Origin of the sequence: Bacillus badius NBRC 15713 (genome assembly GCF_001591605.1) — a bacterium.
GTDB classification, from domain to species: Bacteria; Bacillota; Bacilli; order Bacillales; family Domibacillaceae; genus Pseudobacillus; species Pseudobacillus badius.
This window is the reverse complement of sequence record NZ_BCVF01000005.1, coordinates 79,447-96,693: the sequence shown is the minus strand read 5'-3', so window position 1 is coordinate 96,693 and position 17,247 is coordinate 79,447. Positions and strand designations below refer to the sequence as shown.

15 protein-coding genes are annotated in these 17,247 nt (G+C 45.9%); 9 read left to right on the top strand and 6 right to left on the bottom strand.

Annotation, left to right across the window (positions count from 1 at the left end; translation table 11 throughout):
• Positions 1 to 51 precede the first annotated feature (51 nt).
• Entirely contained in the window at positions 52 to 969 is a 918-nt protein-coding gene (murB, locus tag BBA02S_RS04245; protein ID WP_087903755.1) for a UDP-N-acetylmuramate dehydrogenase, read from the top strand.
• Positions 970 to 1,219: 250 nt separating this feature from the next.
• On the opposite strand, the gene BBA02S_RS04240 is transcribed toward murB, so the two are convergent.
• On the bottom strand, positions 1,220 to 2,368 hold the full coding sequence (locus BBA02S_RS04240) for an MFS transporter (protein ID WP_041113910.1): 1,149 nt from the start codon (positions 2,366 to 2,368) through the stop codon (positions 1,220 to 1,222).
• 181 nt (positions 2,369 to 2,549) lie between these two features.
• On the opposite strand from BBA02S_RS04240, the gene BBA02S_RS04235 reads away from it, so the two are divergent.
• The gene (locus tag BBA02S_RS04235) at positions 2,550 to 2,915 is read left to right on the top strand and encodes a hypothetical protein (RefSeq protein WP_041100540.1); all 366 of its coding nucleotides are present in this window, start codon (positions 2,550 to 2,552) and stop codon (positions 2,913 to 2,915) included.
• Positions 2,916 to 3,095: 180 nt separating this feature from the next.
• Positions 3,096 to 4,313 (top strand): cytochrome P450 family protein, encoded by a 1,218-nt coding sequence (locus tag BBA02S_RS04230; protein ID WP_041100543.1) that lies wholly within the window; start codon positions 3,096 to 3,098, stop codon positions 4,311 to 4,313.
• Between the two features lie 162 nt (positions 4,314 to 4,475).
• Here BBA02S_RS04230 and trhO read toward each other — a convergent pair whose 3' ends face one another.
• A complete protein-coding gene (gene trhO, locus BBA02S_RS04225) occupies positions 4,476 to 5,435 on the bottom strand; it encodes an oxygen-dependent tRNA uridine(34) hydroxylase TrhO (protein WP_041113909.1) in 960 nt (319 codons plus the stop codon).
• Between the two features lie 175 nt (positions 5,436 to 5,610).
• On the opposite strand from trhO, the gene BBA02S_RS04220 reads away from it, so the two are divergent.
• Positions 5,611 to 6,378: a vWA domain-containing protein gene (locus BBA02S_RS04220; protein ID WP_041100547.1), complete on the top strand. Its 768-nt coding sequence runs from the start codon at positions 5,611 to 5,613 to the stop codon at positions 6,376 to 6,378.
• 62 nt (positions 6,379 to 6,440) lie between these two features.
• Here the strand turns inward: BBA02S_RS04220 and BBA02S_RS04215 are convergent, their stop codons facing one another.
• A complete protein-coding gene (locus BBA02S_RS04215) occupies positions 6,441 to 7,187 on the bottom strand; it encodes a MerR family transcriptional regulator (RefSeq protein ID WP_041113908.1) in 747 nt (248 codons plus the stop codon).
• 108 nt (positions 7,188 to 7,295) lie between these two features.
• Between BBA02S_RS04215 and BBA02S_RS04210 the strand changes: the two genes are divergently transcribed.
• Positions 7,296 to 7,904, top strand: a complete 609-nt coding sequence (locus BBA02S_RS04210; protein ID WP_041100551.1) for a flavin reductase family protein — start codon at positions 7,296 to 7,298, stop codon at positions 7,902 to 7,904.
• An 864-nt stretch (positions 7,905 to 8,768) separates the two neighbouring features.
• Here BBA02S_RS04210 and BBA02S_RS04200 read toward each other — a convergent pair.
• A complete protein-coding gene (locus BBA02S_RS04200) occupies positions 8,769 to 9,761 on the bottom strand; it encodes a LacI family DNA-binding transcriptional regulator (RefSeq protein ID WP_041100556.1) in 993 nt (330 codons plus the stop codon).
• 210 nt (positions 9,762 to 9,971) lie between these two features.
• On the opposite strand from BBA02S_RS04200, the gene BBA02S_RS04195 reads away from it, so the two are divergent.
• Entirely contained in the window at positions 9,972 to 11,153 is a 1,182-nt protein-coding gene (locus tag BBA02S_RS04195) for a multidrug effflux MFS transporter (protein ID WP_041113933.1), read from the top strand.
• 264 nt (positions 11,154 to 11,417) lie between these two features.
• The gene (wrbA, locus tag BBA02S_RS04190; protein WP_041100558.1) at positions 11,418 to 12,029 is read left to right on the top strand and encodes an NAD(P)H:quinone oxidoreductase; all 612 of its coding nucleotides are present in this window, start codon (positions 11,418 to 11,420) and stop codon (positions 12,027 to 12,029) included.
• Positions 12,030 to 12,129: 100 nt separating this feature from the next.
• Here the strand turns inward: wrbA and BBA02S_RS04185 are convergent, their stop codons facing one another.
• Both BBA02S_RS04185 and BBA02S_RS04180 read right to left on the bottom strand, forming a co-directional pair.
• Positions 12,130 to 12,921, bottom strand: coding sequence for a TIGR00266 family protein (locus BBA02S_RS04185; RefSeq protein WP_041113907.1), 792 nt, complete (start codon positions 12,919 to 12,921; stop codon positions 12,130 to 12,132).
• Between the two features lie 103 nt (positions 12,922 to 13,024).
• On the bottom strand, positions 13,025 to 13,633 hold the full coding sequence (locus BBA02S_RS04180) for a hypothetical protein (protein WP_041113906.1): 609 nt from the start codon (positions 13,631 to 13,633) through the stop codon (positions 13,025 to 13,027).
• 318 nt (positions 13,634 to 13,951) lie between these two features.
• On the opposite strand from BBA02S_RS04180, the gene BBA02S_RS21720 reads away from it, so the two are divergent.
• On the top strand, positions 13,952 to 16,051 hold the full coding sequence (locus BBA02S_RS21720; RefSeq protein WP_041100566.1) for a methyl-accepting chemotaxis protein: 2,100 nt from the start codon (positions 13,952 to 13,954) through the stop codon (positions 16,049 to 16,051).
• A 175-nt stretch (positions 16,052 to 16,226) separates the two neighbouring features.
• Positions 16,227 to 17,192 (top strand): cation diffusion facilitator family transporter, encoded by a 966-nt coding sequence (locus BBA02S_RS04165; RefSeq protein WP_041113905.1) that lies wholly within the window; start codon positions 16,227 to 16,229, stop codon positions 17,190 to 17,192.
• Positions 17,193 to 17,247 lie beyond the last annotated feature (55 nt).

Sequence of the window (17,247 nt, the reverse complement as noted above, 5' to 3'; positions counted from 1 at the left end):
TCTTCCACCAGATTTTTTAATAATACGATAAACGTAATGAGGTATGAACATATGCGGAATGAAGAGATTTATAAAGAACTGGTTGCTATTTGCGGCGAGAAGAACGTCCTGCGTGACGAGCCGCTGAAAGATCATACGCTAGTAAAAATCGGCGGCAAGGCAGACTTTCTGGTCATGCCTGAAACATATGAAGCGGTCGCCCAAGTCATTCGTTTAAAAGAAGCGCATCAGCTGCCCTTTACCCTGTTGGGAAATGGATCAAATGTGATCGTTTTGGACGGCGGCATTCGCGGGATTGTGATGCAATTTAAACATTTGGCAGGGCTGCGGGTTGAGGGAAATCAACTCATTGCTCAAGGAGGGGCCAACATTAAGGACGCTTCTCGTTTAGCATGCGAGAATAGTTTAACGGGCTTGGAATTTGCTTGCGGCATTCCGGGATCAATCGGCGGAGCGATGGTTATGAATGCCGGTGCTTACGGCGGCGAGGTCAAGGATGTTATCGACCATGTAAAGGTAGTGACCCAACAGGGTGAGCTGCGCACCTTAAAGAAAGAGGAGCTGGAGCTTGGCTACCGCACAAGTATTATCAGCAAAAATAAAGACATTGTTCTCGAAGCGGCTTTTGCGCTTGAAGCAGGCGACCAGGCTGCAATTAAAGAAAAAATGGCTGATTTGACATTCCAAAGAGAATCAAAGCAGCCGCTTGAGTATCCGTCTGTGGGAAGTGTCTTTAAGCGGCCGCCGGGCTATTTCGCCGGGAAGCTGATCCAGGACAGCGGCCTGCAAGGAAAAGGAGTCGGCGGTGCGGAAGTGTCAACGAAGCATGCCGGGTTTATCATTAATAAAAACAATGCAACAGCGGCTGATTATATTGCCACGATTGAAATGGTCCGCAAGAAAGTCAAGGAAACATTTGGAGTAGAGTTAGAGCTAGAGGCGAAAATCGTCGGAGAAGAAGTAAAATAGGTGAAGCAAACAGCCTTGGTATGCACAGGGCTGTGCAGCTGATCGACCAAGGGGTTCGGAATGACTTTATTCCGAGCTCTTTTTGATTTTTCATTTAAAGCTCTGGAGCGACGTGCCAAGGGACATGGTGCAGAGGGGAAGCGTCCGCCGGAATGGAGGTCGGCTGTTTCCGAAAAGAAAAAGGGCCGGCCCGAAAAGTCATTTTTCATGACCTTTTAGGAAAGCCCTGAAATATCAGCAATCGTATTTTTTATTGATTTTCCTTCATGACCGGCGGCTCTTTGAGCAGACTGCCGACGGCCGCAAGCACTAATAAGATGCCTGTAAATAGAAAGCCTTGGTTCACTGTAAAGGCAAGAAGGCCGGTCACGCCCGACCCGGCTACAACGCCGAATGAAAAGAATGCATAAAAATATCCATAAGCTTTGCCGCGGTGGGAAGGGGCAACCGCACCGACGAGCAAGGAATTGAGGGAGGGGAATAAGAAGGCAAAGCCGATGCCATACAAGGCCATACATAGATAGAGCAGTGAAACCTCTTCCATTTGGCTGGCTAAAGCAAGGCTGAGTCCCATCATCGTCATTCCAAAAGCTAAAGTGGAGGTGGCTTTGACCCGGTCAAAGATTCTGTTTGTCGGCAATAGAAAGATCATGACCGCAACGATGCCAAAGACACTCAACAGCATGCCGCTCGTCTGGGCATCATTGCCGAGAAGAATCACTTTTAATGGAAGCATGTATGCGAGCACGCCTTGGGAAAACATAAGCAAAAAGGCGCCGATAAATGCTTTGACTACTTCTGTGCTTTTGAAAAAATCCCGAACCGTCATTTGTTCGCTCGGTTCCTCGCTTTGGTTGGCTGCCAAGCTCGTGCGCAGCAAGAACAAAGTGAGCACGCCTAATAGAAGCAGAGCGGCGCCTGTAATTGTTAAGACCGTTGTTTCGCTTGTTCTGCTGGCGACAATGCCGCTGAAGGCTGGTCCGATAATGGCTGCCAACCCGACGAACGCTCCGGAGATGGCAGCGCCTTTTCCTTTTTTCTCTTCCGCTGCCGCATTAGCTAAATAAGTGAACGCGGCAGGCACAATGAAGCCCGCAAGCAGTCCGTGTAAAAAGCGGATAGCAAGCAGCGACCAGGCATCCGCCGCAAGATGATAGAGAAACAAAGCCCCGCTTGTTAACAGCAGTCCGGCTAATAGAACCTGGAACGCTCCTTTTTTGTCGGTAAGAAACCCAGAGAGAATATTGCCGATGGTATTAGAAAACGAATACATGCCAACAGCAAGCCCTGTCAAAAACGGCGTAGCGCCGAGAGACGCCGCTAAGGGGCTGATGATTGGCAGCTGGGTAAATAAATCAAAAAATGAAAAGAAAATAATTAGATAAACAAACACACGCATATGTTCAGCCGCTCCTATCTCGATGTCCTTTCTACTATTCTTCTTTTCGTCTAAAGTTTTGTCAAGGCAGCCTGTATCTTTTTAAATATTTCCATACTTAACTATTGAGTCTTACCGGTAAATAATTCAAAATAAGCAAGAGGAGTTTTATCCCTGGCAGCATAAAAAGAGGAGTTTTGTCATGAATAAAGTGTGGTTTTGGATTGTGTGGGGGCTGGCGTTTCTTGTTACGAACCTGTCTGCTCTCCCGATTGCGGCATTTATATTGTACGGCGCAGAGGCCGATGCCGGTATCTTTTCTGTTTCCTTTATGAAGCTGATTGGTCTGTTTCTTCTCATGAACCTGATTACTCTGCAAATGTTTGTGGCCGGCCGCAAAAGAAACAAGGCGGGATTTATGGTCGGACTGACGGTTGCGTTCCTGCAAGCGGCTAGTTTGATCGTATTTATGTCTACTATTTCAACGGCGGCTGTCATAATTGCGATGATTGTGTTTGTAGCGGCAGCTGTTTTGCTTGTGATGGAAATACGCCGAAGAGCCTATTAATTAGATGCGGAAACTTTGTCTTCAATGGCAAAGTTTTTTTGTTTTTTCGCTATAGTAATAGTCAGCCGGCTGTTCAATCTTTACGTTTGGATCGGCTCCCCTGATTGTGTTATTCTTTAGGAAATCAGTTATTTTCTGTAAAAACTGAAATTTATTGTGGAGGGAGCAGGTTTCTCACTGATGAATTATTCTGAAAGCAATGGCGGTTTGGCTCTATTTACAAAGGAATTCGCGAAAAATCCCTATCCTGCTTATGAAAAACTAAGAGAAACAGATCCCGTATACCCGATAACTTTGCCTGACGGGCAGCGCGGATGGATGATTACCACATATGAAGCAGCAATGGAGGCTTTAAAAGACCAGCGGATGATCAAGGACTTTTCCAAGCTGTTTGGCGACCAAATGGGCCATCGCAGCGTGTTTACCGAAAATATGCTTTTTTCTGATCCGCCTGATCATAAACGGCTGCGCGGGCTTGTTCAAAAGGCGTTTACACCAAAGATGATTGCGGGCATGAGAGGGCGTATTCAAGAGATTACTGATGAGCTTTTGGAGAAGGCAGCTGAAAGGCCGCAAATGAACTTAATTGATGACTTTGCTTTTCCGCTGCCGATTATCGTTATTTGTGAAATGCTTGGCGTTCCATCGGCAGACCGCGATAAGTTCCGGATTTGGTCCAACTCCTTAATCGAAGGGTCAAACGGTGAAAATGCGGAACGGATTTATGAACATATGAATGAATTTACCGGGTACCTCGGCAGCTGGTTTGCCAAAACTCAGGAGAATCCGGGGGATGATTTAATCAGTCAGCTTATTCAAGCAGAGGAGAAGGGCGATCAACTGACGGAAAGGGAATTGTATGGCGTGGTGTCGCTGCTTATTATCGCCGGCCATGAAACGACGGTGAACTTAATTGGGAATGGCATGCTTTCTCTCCTGCAGCATCCTGATCAATTCGAGAAGCTGCAGAGCCATCCAGAGCTGATTCAGTCGGCTATTGAAGAACTGCTTCGCTTTGAGGGTCCGGTTGAATTCAGCACCTCCCGCTGGGCAGGAGAAGATTTTGAATTCAAGGGGCAGGCGATGAAAAGAGGCGACATCGTCATTGTTGCCCTTAATTCTGCTAACCATGATCCTTTGCAGTTTGAGAACCCGGACCTGCTCGATATTACGAGGGAGAAGAGTCCGCATTTGGCGTTTGGTACAGGAATTCATCACTGTCTCGGCGCCCCGCTTGCCCGAATGGAAGGAGAGATTGCCATTAGCAGCTTGATGCGGCGTTTTCCGGCCATGAAGTTAAGTATCGATCCAGCTGAATTAGAGTGGAGGCCGGGAATGATTGTCCGCGGGGTAAAAGAAATTCCGGTTTCTTTATATCCATCACGAAGCATTGAATAGGAGCAGTAAAGGTTTCCTTCTGAAAGTGAGCGGCTAATCAGGCTCTATCATTTTTATAGATATTATTTCGATAAAACATTTTACAAAGAATATAGAATTGTAAGCAGAAAAGTGAGCATTCACAAAAGACCCCTCCAAAAAATGGAAGGGGTCTTTCTGGATTTATTGCTTCTTCTGGAGCTGTTTGGCTCTTTCCTGCCACTCTTCTTCAGAAATTCCATGTTCAGCCACGTATCTATTTCGCGGATGTACGCGGCATTCATGGGAACAGCTGCGCAAATAGTTATGTTCATTTTCTTCTGAGGTCAAAATCTTTTTGTTGCATTCCGGGTTGGCACAGTTCACATAGCGTTCGCACGGCTCGCCGGAAAAGTAATCCCGGCCGACAATGACAGGCTCTTTCTGATTGACAGGAACGCTGATGCGCTCATCAAATACATAGCATTGCCCGTCCCATAGTTCACCTTGAACATCAGGGTCTTTGCCGTACGTGACAATGCCCCCGTGCAGCTGGGACACGTCTTCAAATCCTTCTTTTAGAAGCCAGCCGGAAAACTTCTCACAGCGGACGCCCCCGGTGCAATACGTTAAAATTTTCTTGCCCTCCAGCTTTTCTTTATTTTCGCGCACCCAGTCCGGCAGCTCCCTGAAGCTTTTAATGTCCGGCTTGATAGCTCCGCGAAAATGCCCGAGGTCATATTCATAGTCATTGCGGGCATCCAGAATCACCGTATCCTCCTGCTGCATCCGCTCGAAAAACTCTTTAGGCTCCAAGTATTTGCCGGTAAGCTCTAACGGATTAACATCGTCTTCGAGCCGTAAAGTGACAAGCTCCTTTTTCGGACGCACGTGCATTTTTTTAAATGCATGGCCTTCCGCTTCGTCAATTTTGTATACCATGTCAGCGAAGCGGGGATCTTTCTTCATCTCGCTCATGTACTTTTCCGTTTGTTCCACTGTGCCGGATACGGTGCCGTTAATCCCTTCATCAGAAACTAAGATGCGCCCCTTCAGCCTGAGCTCTTGGCAAAGTTGCAAGTGCTGAGCCGCATATTCTTCCGGATGATCTATCGAAACATAATGGTAATATAATAAAACTCGATATGGTTTTGTGGTAATCAATGTTTTTACCGCCTTTTATAAAATAGTGTCACCCTAAAACATACAGTTATTATTTAAACAATTTTTCAGCGCGATAGCAAATGTTCCTTCTTTTATAAAAACTATGCGTTTTCATCATCTGGAATATTCTGTACAATTATAGCAGAAATGACAAATTGAAAGGTGGAGAAACGAAATGGGAACCATTGATCTGCAAAAAAAGAGTTTGAAGGTTGTTCTTGAAAAAAAGCAATTAACAGCGGTAACAGCCCGTGTCGGTTTAGTACTCGATATCACCGGCTCCATGAGAACGCTTTATAAAAGTGGAACCGTCCAGAAAGTAGTGGAACGGATTTTAGCTGTAGCGACGGAATTTGATGACGACGGGATGCTTGATATTTGGGTATATGACAATGAATTTTCCCGGCTTGACCCGGTGACAGAGAAGGATTTCGAAGGATATGTAGACCGGAAGATTTTGCAAAACGAGGCTGTTCATAAATTTGGAAGAAATGATGAATTGCCGGTTATGAAAGATGTATTAACAAAGTATTTACAGGAAGATCCAGCGGAAGAGCCGGCTTTTATCGTCTTTATTAATGACGGCGGCTGCCGGAAAAATATTAAGTCACTGATTGAAAGTTCAGCGGACAAGCCTTTATTTTGGCAATTTGTCGGTATTGGGAATGGCAACTTCGATTTCCTGAAAAAGCTGGATGAGCTGGAAGGGAGAGTGACAGATAACGCTCATTTCATTCATATTGAGGAAATTGACGAAATCTCAGATGACGAACTGTACGATGCACTCTTGAATGAATTTCCAAGCTGGATAAAGGAGGCAGGACAAAAAGGCGTATTAGCACAATTGGCAGGGTCAGGAGAAGCTGCCGCTGCCGAGGAGCCGTCCCCTGAGCCGGAATCCAGGGAAAGAAAAGGATTTTTCGGCCGGCTGTTTAATCGTTAAAGGGAGAGTATCCATAAAAGCAGCGCAGCACCGGTCTGGATGCTGCGCTCTTCGCATATGGCCTATTTCTGATGATTATTTGTGTAAATGCCCATTGCCTCGCACATAAACTGCGCAAGTCCTTCACCGAACTGGTCAATATTTTTTGTGAAGCGTTCGTCGCTGATATACAGCTGTCCCAATCCTTTAAAGGCATCCAGAGAATAGTTTCCCATTCGATTCAAAAGGACATACCATTCTTTAATAGCCGCTTGTGCTTCATCAGAGTGAGGAGAAGTGTGGCGCAAAGCTGCAAGCCTCGCATAGAGCGCATTCATTTCCTCAGCGAAGCCGTCTTTTTCGTCTTTGGACAGGCTCGCCAGCTTAACGTTTGATGAATCTACCGCTTCATTTCCCCAGCGTTCCCGCGCCTCCTGTTCAAAAGGGTTTTGGCTAAAGTCAAAGCCTGCAAATTTTTCTTTGTTCGACATGTGAATGTCTCCTTTCATATGTTGAATGGTTTTCGCTACTGTAGCGATCATTTGGTCGAGCCGCCGCCGTTTTTCAAGCAGCATTTTTTGATGGAGCTCCAGTGCTTCCCGGCGGTTAAATGAGGGGCTTTCAATAATTTCTTTGATTTTCTTCAGCGGGAAGCCAAGCTCTTTGAAAAACAAAATTTGCTGCAGGGCTTCGAGATCTTCATCCGTATACAATCGATAGCCTGCTTCGGTGGTGCTAGTCGGGCACAGCAAGCCAATCTGATCATAATGGTGAAGTGTGCGCACACTGATGCCTGCAATATCAGCGACTTCTTTAATTTTCATCGTCATTGCTGATTGCCTCCCTTATAGATGTAATATAAAGTATGACGTAACGGCAGAGTCAACCGCCAGTCAGAAAAAAATAGGGTTTTAAAAATAGGACAGGGAGTGAAGAGCTTGATTTCAGTTGATCCAGCAGCCAACAGCGTAAAGGAGAATTACAAGTTATTAATTGGGAGCATTATTCCCAGACCGATTGCATTTGTGACAACAAAAACGGAGAGCGGAGAAATTAATGGCGCGCCATTCAGTTATTTTAATATTGTGTCGGCCAATCCGCCGCTTCTCTCTCTTGCTGTTCAAAGAACGGGAACAAAGCAAAAAGATACAGCCCGCAATGCGATTCAATTCAAGGAGTTTGTCGTTCATATTGTGGATGAAAGCAATGTCCAGAAAATCAATGAGACAGCCGCGGCACTTCCGCCTGATGAAAGCGAAATTGAACGGGCCTGTTTAACATTAGAAAAGAGCGAAAAAATCTCTGTTCCAGGTGTGAAGGAAGCCCGTATCCGTATGGAATGCGTGCTGGAGCACGCGTTGGAGCTGGGGGGAGAGGAGTCTCCCTCGACCGACCTTTTGATCGGAAGAATTGTTTTCTTTCATTTTGACGAGCGCGTTTATAAGGATGGCAAAATTGATTACAGTGAATTACAAGCTGTCAGCCGGTTAGCAGGAGCTGACTATGCAAAGATTGGAGACATATTTTCATTGGAGAGACCGAGATAGCCTGAAGATTTTGAGCCCGTACATACCGATGTGCTGCCGGGAATGATTCGATGATCCTTATTTGACTAAATCTCCAGAAAGCCGTGCAGTGCACTGCACGGCGATCAGGGCGCTTCTTAAAAATAGAAATGGTTATGGTCTCAGTTCTTATCCTTCCTTTCATTAAGGAGCCTCGTGTCCTTTAAAAAGAACAGCATCTGAATAAAATAGCCGTTGGCCGTCACTACATAGATGACGGCCAACGGCTATTTTTTGGATGAAGGAGCCAAAAATAAAAGCGGAAAAAAGTCGAATTATAAGTTTAGCGCAAAGATTTTTTGCGAAAAAACGAAAAGAAAATCTGCACAAAGGGTTGTCTGGCTGAAGAAAACAACGAGTTATTTCCCGGATTTTTTCAAAAGGAAAGGGCCGAAAAGCGAACAAACCGGCTGGAAGTCAGCTTAGGGTATGTATGATTTATTCACTTTTTATGCAATGTCATTCATAATATATGCATAAAAAGTGAATGAGGATTGTCGCAAGGTATAGTAATTAGTATTCCAAAATAGAAATCAACATAATAGACTTGTCGAATTGTGTTAAACAAAACGCTACAAGCCTTCTGGCTGGTTTGATCCGCCAGCTTGATAACGGGGAGGAGAGAAAAGAATGAAGGAATTCGATACATGCAAAAAGCCTTGTTATTACTGAATTTGGAACCGGTTCTGTAAAAATGGATAAAAAATCGATTTTTGTTCCAAAACTAAGGAACCGGTTCCGAAAAGGACAATAAAAATATGCCCCGGCTGGCTGGAATGGGAGGCGAACTTTTTGCTAATCAAATAGTTGTCCTCTCTTCTGCTATACATGAGATGAATATAGCAATCAGCCAGGGGCAAAGCGCTTGTCGACACTCTCTCTTGCGATAATTTCAAAGCCTGAATAAATGAGCTTGGGGATGTCTTCCCCATTGGCCAATTTGATTATGTGACGGGCAGCTTTTTCACCGGCTTCGATGAAATGGAGCTTCACTGTTGTTAAAGCGGGATTCATCATCTCGGTAATGCTGTAGCCGCCAAATCCGGTAACTGAGATGTTAGCTGGAACATGCATCCCCTTTTTGTAGGCAGCTTTGACCGCACCGATGGCGATGTCGTCTGTTGCACAAATCAGAGCAGAAGGGAAGTAGCCTTCAAAAACCGCAAGTGCGCCTTCGGCTGCTTCTTTCATCGTAAAGCCAGTTTCGAAAAAATGCACTTCACAGCCGTTCGCTTCTCTTACTGCCCGCTTAAAACCTTCTTTTCTATTGATGCCGATGGCGATATTTTGTTCGCTGACTCCCAGAAACGCCAGACGCCTATGGCCCTGTTCAATAATGTATTTTCCGATGGCGTAGCCGGCTTCTTCATCATTGTGAACGAGACTGTGCACTTCTTCGTGCTGCTGGCCGACAAGGAGGACAGGGATAGCGATTTCCTGAAAGGCCTGCAAGTGCGCCTCTGTAATTTCCGTAGCCAGTAAAATAATGCCGGCAACCTTTTGCTTTGCCAGCCTATAAATAAGTTCAAGCTCGCGGGCCAGATTTTGATTGGTGTTTGACACCAGCATGTGGCTATTCCACTTGCGCAATTCATTGTCAATGCCAGTCAGAATTTGTGACGTTTCGTATGAATCGAGGCCGGGGACGATCGTGCCGATCATATTGGTTTTCTTTGCCTTCAAGCTTTGGGCAAAGGTGTTAGGTGTGTAGCCTGTTTCCTCAATAATCGCTTCAAGCCTTTTTTTCATTTGTTCGCTGACAGAACCGCCGTTTAAGTACCGGGATACAGTGCTTTTTGCTACGCCGGCAAGCTTCGCAATATCCGCGATGGTTTTCATTTTCTCATCCCCTATGTCTCTTTCTATCGGTTCCTATTATACACTATTCTAAATTTAGGCAGAAAGGATGAATCCTTGTTGGGACGGCTAGTGTATAGAAACGACATAGTGTATGATGGAAAAAAATAGATGGCGCAACCATTATCATAGGGACAAGGAGGGGAAAGGGTGAAACAATCTGCATTAAAGCCATTGCCGCAGAAAGAGGCTATGAGACGGCCCAATCGGTTATGGATGATTGTATTGCTTGGTTCGCTGTCGGCATTTGGACCGTTATCGGTGGATATGTACTTGCCGGCTTTGCCGATTTTGGCGAATGATTTACACGCATCAGCATCTGTTGCTCAGCTTAGCTTGACCGCCTTTTTAATTGGCCTGGCGGCAGGGCAGGTAGTCGCGGGGCCTTTAAGTGATGCGAATGGGAGAAGGAAGCCGCTGATGGCGGGGCTTGTTATTTTTACGGCCGCTTCTGTTCTATGTGTGATCATGCCTTCCATTTGGGGACTTATTGCGATGCGGTTTGTCCAAGGAACTGCGGCCGCAGCGGGAATCGTCATTTCGCGGGCGGTGATTCGGGATCTTTATTCCGGGTCGGAACTGACCAAGTTCTTCGCTTTGACGATGCTGGTGAACGGAGTGGCTCCGATCGCGGCACCGGTGATCGGCGGGCAGCTGCTTTCCTTCGTGTCCTGGCCTGGTGTATTTGGTGTGCTTGCGATCGTGGGAGCGATTACTTTGTTTGCGGTATTTGCCGGCATGCCTGAAACACTTGCGGCGGAGCGGCAGTCTGCCGGGGGGATCAAACAAACCCTCTCTACTTTTAAACTATTAATGACAGACAAAGTATTTATGGGCTATTGTCTGGTGCAAGGGTTTGTTATGGCGGCCATGTTCGCTTATATAGCGGGATCGCCGTTTGTATTGCAGGACTTCTTCGGATTATCACCTCAAGCTTTTAGTTTATGCTTTGCGGTCAATGGCCTGGGCATTGTTGTTGCTACGCAAATGACCGGTCAGCTTGCCGGGAAAATCGGCGAATCCGCTTTACTGAAGGCCGGACTTGTGATGGCGCTTGGGGGCAGCGCCCTTATGCTGCTGATGCTCGCTATAGAAGCCCATTTAATAGCTGTTCTGATTCCGCTCGTGTTCGCTGTGTCAAGCGTGGGGGTCGTATCGACCACGTGTTTTTCGCTAGCAATGAATAATAAGGAACAAACAGCTGGAAGCGCATCGGCATTTCTTGGCCTTATGCCTTATATTTTTGGCGCTCTGGCAGCGCCGCTTGCCGGTATTGGCGCCGGAAGCACTACTTTGCCGATGGGAATCATTATGGTCGGCTGTCACTTGGCGGCCGTGTTCTCTTACATGCTTTTATGCCGGAAAGCTCATTAAGGAAGACCTGAAAGCCTTTGCTTTCGGGTCTTCTTCTTTTAATCGGCATCGGTTTACTGTCAATCCTCCCTCCTTTATAGACTGAAATAGAACAGCTGATTTGTTCAACGTGAAGAAAAGCTGGCAATCAAGCGTGTCAGGCTCTTGTCTGAATCGTTGGAGTCGAGGCTGTTTAGCTGTTAGTCAGAGGGGGAAGTTTGAGAATAGATAGTGAAAAACAGGTGAAGAATGAATGTGTAATACGTGATAGAAAGGAGATTCAAAATGGAAAGTGTAAAAGCAGCCATTGTTTATTACAGCTCGACAGGCACCAATTATCAGTTGGCCAGATGGGCAGAAGAAGGAGCTAAAGCTGCAGGTGCTGAAGTGAAAGTGCTAAAGGTGCCGGAGATTGCGCCGCCGGAGGCGATTGAATCCAATGCAGCCTGGAAAGCTCACCATGAAGCAACGAAAGAGGTGCCTGAAGTAACTGTTGATGATCTTGTCTGGGCGGATGCCATTGTGTTCAGTGTGCCCACCCGTTTTGGAAATGTCCCTGGACAAGTGAAGCAGTTTATTGATACAACCGGAGGGGCGTGGGCGAAAGGGAAGCTGGCAAACAAGGCGGTGAGCGCGATGACGTCAGCGCAAAATCCGCATGGCGGACAGGAACAGACGATTTTGCAATTGTATACGACGATGTATCATTGGGGAGCGATCATCGCAGCACCCGGCTATACGGGAGAAGCGGTGTTTGCTGCTGGCGGCAACCCGTATGGCACCTCTGTTACAGTCGATCAGGACGGCAAAATGAAGGAAAATGTGGAAGAGGCTGTGAAGCACCAGGCGAAACGAACAGTGGCCGTTGCCAAAGCCATTAAAAATGGCATGCAGTGAACAAAATAAGTGATGAAAAGGGTGTCCGGAACATTGTCCGGACACCCTTTTCGTCGCTGGCGGGCTTGCAGAAGTTACAAGCCGCTGCCAGTGCGTTTCTTTAATCGTTATCGCTGAACATATTGAACAGCCCGCCGATTCCGCTTTCGTCTTTTCCTTTGCCTGTCGCTGGCATAGAGGCAAAGACACGGCTGGCCAGACGGCTGAATGGAAGTGATTGAACCCACACGGTTCCCGGACCGCGCAATGTCGCCAAGAAGAGTCCTTCGCCGCCGAATAAGGCTGTTTTTACACCTTTTACCATCTCGATATTATAATGAACGTCTCTTGTCATTGCCACCAGGCAGCCGGTATCAATCCGCAGCACTTCGCCAGGCGCCAATGTTTTTTCATGGATCGTTCCGCCGGCATGCACAAATGCCATGCCATCGCCTTCAAGCTTTTGCATAATGAATCCTTCGCCGCCGAAGAAGCCGACACCCAGTTTGCGCTGCAGCTCAATGCCGACAGATACGCCTTTTGCGGCTGCCAGGAAGGCATCTTTTTGACAGATCACTTTTCCATTCAGCGCACTCAAGTCCATCGGAATGATTTTGCCCGGGTATGGAGAGGCGAAAGAAACGTGCTTCTTTTCTTGTCCTTCATTAGTAAATGTGGTCATGAATAAGCTTTCCCCGGTTAGCACCCGTTTGCCTGCACCAAGCAGTTTCCCCATCAACCCGCTGCCTTGGTTAGATGATCCGTCACCGAAGACAGTCTCCATTTCAATCCCATCCTCCATCATCATCAAGCTGCCTGCCTCAGCGATCACGGTTTCTTTTGGGTCCAGTTCTACTTCGACAAATTGCATATCGTCTCCATAAATCTTGTAATCAATTTCATGGTTATTCATCAAAACTCCTCCTTCTTATACAAAATAGTACGGTAATTTTTTCAAAAAGGTTTCATTCTTTTTAAAATGTTTTGTAAAAGCAGGAGCAGCGCTCATTCATTCTTTATTCAGCGTCCGTCCATTCTATTTTGTACAACAAGGCTACTTCCATCTCCTTCAACCCTTCCGGAAGCTCCCCGTGTTCGCTGTTGAGGCTCCGCATCGTGTTCTTCGATGTGCCTGCCCAGCCTGCCAAATACAGGGGCTTGTTTTTCTTTAATGTGACCTTTTCATGAATCAGGGAGCTGAATGTCCAGCCTGTTGCTTTATGGCTGAATTCTGTAGAAGATAGGCCGTCTGGCGATCCCTCCAGCAGGGTGATGGCCTGTTTATCCCCATCTGCAGCGCGCATGCCGAAAGAAATCAGTTTGTCTTTAAATTTGTTTTCCTGCTCACCATAGGAGAAAAGCATGTTTTGCTTGAACTTTCCTTTTTCATACAAAACGATGGTGTACTGAATGTCCTCCCCTTTTTTCAATGTACCGTCTAATGTGAAAAATTCGATATGGCTGACCCCTGTTTTGCTAATTAATTCTTCCTCTTTCTCGCTGAGAGTGTAAGGTGCCACTGTTAATTCCGTGCTAGCCGGCGTTTGATTTTTCTCACCAGCTGCACATCCAGCCGCCAATAATCCGACGGCAATGATAAGTCCCCGCTTTAATAGTTGTTTCATTCCGCTCTCCTTTCGCTGCTCGGTTTTTTCTTAATAGTATAATCCAAATAAAAAACATTTGAGGAAAAATTTACTACAAATGAATGGGAGAGAGCTGGTTCCCCGGCCTTTTTGTCATGGAAATGATAAAAAAATATTTACGCCTATTAACTATTGTGTATGGACAGCCGATGAATTTAGAGAACATCTTAGAAAAAATAGGTGAAAGAGTGACGGCTGTTTTTTGGCTTGTCAGAAAAAATAGAAATCTCGCTTATGAATAAAGAAATGAAAAACGGGACGCGGCGTGATTAAGCCCGAAGAAGAGGAGTGAAGCAGATGGGAAAGACGAAAAGTATTGCCTGGAAATTGTCCGGACTGATTGTTGGCTTGTTTTTATTGCTTTTTGTCGTGTATTCTTTTGTCACCAATACGATTCTATACAATAAAAGTGTGGAAGATTCAGAGGCATACGCGAGTGAACATGCGAAGTTATATGCAGCTGAATTAAGCCAGCGCTTTGAACAAACGAGTAACATGCTGTTCACTTCAAAGCGCGTGTTTGAAGCTTTGCATAATGATAAAAAGCTGACAGCGCAGTCTGCTTTGCGAATGATTGAGAAGAATCTTTCCGAGAACCCGAACATTTTCGGCATGGGTCTCGTTTTTGAAGAAAATGCGGTTCCGATTGAGAAAACTGTCAACAAAGAGTTAACCGATCAAACCCGCCGTTTCATCCCCTATTTATATAAAGAAGAAAGCCGCATTCAAACAGAGGCTATTCACGGCTATGAAAAGGAAGGAAAGGGCGACTGGTATTTAATTCCTAAGAAAACGGGAAGACCGGTTTTAACAGAGCCTTATGAGTATGAGGCTGGAGGTCAAACTGTCTCCATGGCTACTATTTCTGTTCCGTTATTTTCCAAAGACAAGCAGTTTATTGGAGTGATGACAGCGGATTTCTCGATTGAGTTCTTAAATGATCTAGTAAGAAACATGAAGCCAGATGGCGGCTATGCCAGCATTGTGACCGATCAAGGCTTGGTGGTAGCTAACAGCATTAATGAAAAGCTAACCGGGACGAATATAGAAGAGGCGTTGGATTGGAAGACCATCCGCTCCCGCTTAGGCGAGCGCAAAGCCGATACGTTATATGTGGATTCCAAGCAGCTCAAGGAAAAGGCGTTTAATACATTTGCTCCGGTATCTGTTGAAGGAATAAATCAAATCTGGTCTGTACAGACAGTTGTTCCAAATTCGAGTATTTTGCAGACATTTAAAACGGTGTTATGGCTGACAATTGCCGCAGCCGTTTTGATGATTCTTTTAATGGCTGTCGTTTCAACCTGGTTCATTCATCGGCAGCTAAAGCCTTTAACGTACTTAAGGGAGGCCATTGAAAAAGCCGCGACGGGTGATTTAACAACTAAGATTGATCCCTCGCATATTCGTCCGGATGAAATCGGCTTAGTCGCAGATGCCTTTAATGATATGCTCGGTAAAACGAACGAAGCGATCAATGTGGTGAAAGACTCATCTGTTCAATTAAAGGACTCTGCCGGTCAGGTGCATCACACATTTGAAGAGGTCTCTGCCGCGAGTGAACAAGTGGCGGCGGCTATTGATGAGATTGCCCAAGGCGCTTCCCAGCAGTCGATAGACACAGAGGATGCCAATCAGCTAATGGCCGACCTTGCCGAACAAATAGATGCATTGGCTGCTCTCTCTACTAGCATGAATCAGTTATCTGTAAAAGCTGGCCAATCAAATGAGCAAGGGCTGGCTCAGGTGCAGCTGCTGCGGGAGCACAATCAAGATACCGACCGGATGAATGAAAAGGTTCAAGAGCAGATTCAGACATTATCCGGAAAAATTGCTAATATTGACATGGTGATCGCTTCCATCCACGGCATTACAGCACAGACCAATTTGCTTGCTTTAAATGCCAGCATCGAAGCGGCACGGGCAGGAGAACATGGAAAAGGATTCGCTGTTGTGGCTGAGGAAGTAAGAAAGCTTGCCGAGCAATCTCGTCAAGAAACGGATGTCATTCAACAAACCGTCCAGGAAATACTGGAGGAGTCCAAGCAAACAGTTGCTGTGATTACGAAGAATATTGAATTGGTAGAGGTGAAAAACCAATCGGTGCTTCATACAGAATCTTCATTTAAGGAAAACGCCGAACTTGCTAACCAGCTGGGTGAATTAGTCACGCGGCTAGCTGCGAAGCTAGATGAAATGGTGGAATATAAAGAGAAGGCGGTCGAATCTATTCAAAGCATATCGGCTATCTCAGAGGAGACCGCCGCCTCTGCTGAACAAGTCAGTGCTTCAGCTGCCGAGCAGCAGAGAGAAACGGGGCGGGTGGCCTCATCCACAGAACAGATGAACAGTATTGCCCATGAATTGAAGGAAGTGGTCAGCCGCTTTACCGTGTAAGAATTCTAGATCGGCGAAAGAATAGAAAACCCGGAGATTAACATAATAATGTTAATCTCCGGGTTTTCTTATATTGGTTTTCTTATATTGGTTTTCTATCTGCTGAAATAGATCGTCTGTATGGATAACTACGGTTAAACCTGGGTAAAGCAATAAAAAAACGGGGAGGCGAATCATGGGCTTTATTCAATTATTGAAAAAAGGAAACACATCGTCAGGCATTGCAGCTATTGGCAATACAGTACTTGCTATTTTAAAAGGAATTGCCGCTGCATTCAGCGGCAGCGGGACAATGTTTGCCTCTGCTATGCATTCGCTGGCCGATGCAGTGAATCAGGGGTTTGTGTACTTCGGCAGCGCCTTGGCTGAAATGAAGCCATCTAAGCGGTTTCCGGTCGGCTTTGGACGGCTGATCAATATTTTTTGCATGGTAGCGGTGATCGTCGTAACGATTATGGCTTATGAAACAATTATGAAAGGCTGGAAGCTGTTAAAGCATCCGTCTGAGCCAAGTGACTTTCTATTGAATTTATTTGTGCTGGCAGCGGCGATTGCTGTAGACGGATTTATTTTAGTTAAGGCAATGAAGGAAATTGCGGAAGAAGCGCGTGCAGAGAAACAAGGAAACATTATCGTCACTGCTTTTAAAAATGCAGGAAAGGCTTCTCCTGCTACACGGTTAGTATTTTATGAAGATTTAGTGGCCACCTCGGGAGCGGTTCTTGCTTTGCTTGGCATTATTGTTACCCAGTTTTTTGGGTTTCTTGCAGCGGATGGCGTCATTACCATATTGATCGGTTTATTGATGATCATCGTCGCTTTTCGTGTCGGTTATGACAATATGGTCGGATTGATTGGTGTCGCTGCGCCCATGGAGGTAGAAAATAAGATGGCTGGCATTATGCTGGCTGACCCGGATGTGGTCGATATTTACAAGATGAGAATGATTCAGGAGGGACGGATTTATCACATTGATGGGATTGTTGAGTTGAGAAAAGGCCTCTCGCTCGCTCAGGCGGATGATATTAAATTCCGGGTGATGGACCGGCTGCTCCGCGAACCTGAAGTGGCCGATGTCACTCTCGGCATCATTGAAGATGACGAGAAAAGACATTGGAAAGAGGTGCCCGAGCCGACCTGATTCTTTTCAAAAAGATCATTGACCGTGCAATTATTTGTTGCTAAAGTTAAAAACA

Excerpts from the sequence above, each read along its gene's own strand:
- BBA02S_RS04235 (WP_041100540.1), top strand. The coding sequence starts at position 2,550 with ATGAATAAAGTGTGGTTTTGGATTGTGTGGGGGCTGGCGTTTCTTGTT.
- BBA02S_RS04185 (WP_041113907.1), bottom strand. The coding sequence starts at position 12,921 with ATGAATAACCATGAAATTGATTACAAGATTTATGGAGACGATATGCAA.
- wrbA (WP_041100558.1), top strand. The coding sequence starts at position 11,418 with ATGGAAAGTGTAAAAGCAGCCATTGTTTATTACAGCTCGACAGGCACC.
- BBA02S_RS04230 (WP_041100543.1), top strand. The coding sequence starts at position 3,096 with ATGAATTATTCTGAAAGCAATGGCGGTTTGGCTCTATTTACAAAGGAA.
- BBA02S_RS04215 (WP_041113908.1), bottom strand. The coding sequence starts at position 7,187 with ATGACGATGAAAATTAAAGAAGTCGCTGATATTGCAGGCATCAGTGTG.
- murB (WP_087903755.1), top strand. The coding sequence starts at position 52 with ATGCGGAATGAAGAGATTTATAAAGAACTGGTTGCTATTTGCGGCGAG.
- BBA02S_RS21720 (WP_041100566.1), top strand. The coding sequence starts at position 13,952 with ATGGGAAAGACGAAAAGTATTGCCTGGAAATTGTCCGGACTGATTGTT.
- BBA02S_RS04240 (WP_041113910.1), bottom strand. The coding sequence starts at position 2,368 with ATGCGTGTGTTTGTTTATCTAATTATTTTCTTTTCATTTTTTGATTTA.
- BBA02S_RS04180 (WP_041113906.1), bottom strand. The coding sequence starts at position 13,633 with ATGAAACAACTATTAAAGCGGGGACTTATCATTGCCGTCGGATTATTG.
- BBA02S_RS04165 (WP_041113905.1), top strand. The coding sequence starts at position 16,227 with ATGGGCTTTATTCAATTATTGAAAAAAGGAAACACATCGTCAGGCATT.
- BBA02S_RS04220 (WP_041100547.1), top strand. The coding sequence starts at position 5,611 with ATGGGAACCATTGATCTGCAAAAAAAGAGTTTGAAGGTTGTTCTTGAA.
- BBA02S_RS04200 (WP_041100556.1), bottom strand. The coding sequence starts at position 9,761 with ATGAAAACCATCGCGGATATTGCGAAGCTTGCCGGCGTAGCAAAAAGC.
- BBA02S_RS04195 (WP_041113933.1), top strand. The coding sequence starts at position 9,972 with ATGAGACGGCCCAATCGGTTATGGATGATTGTATTGCTTGGTTCGCTG.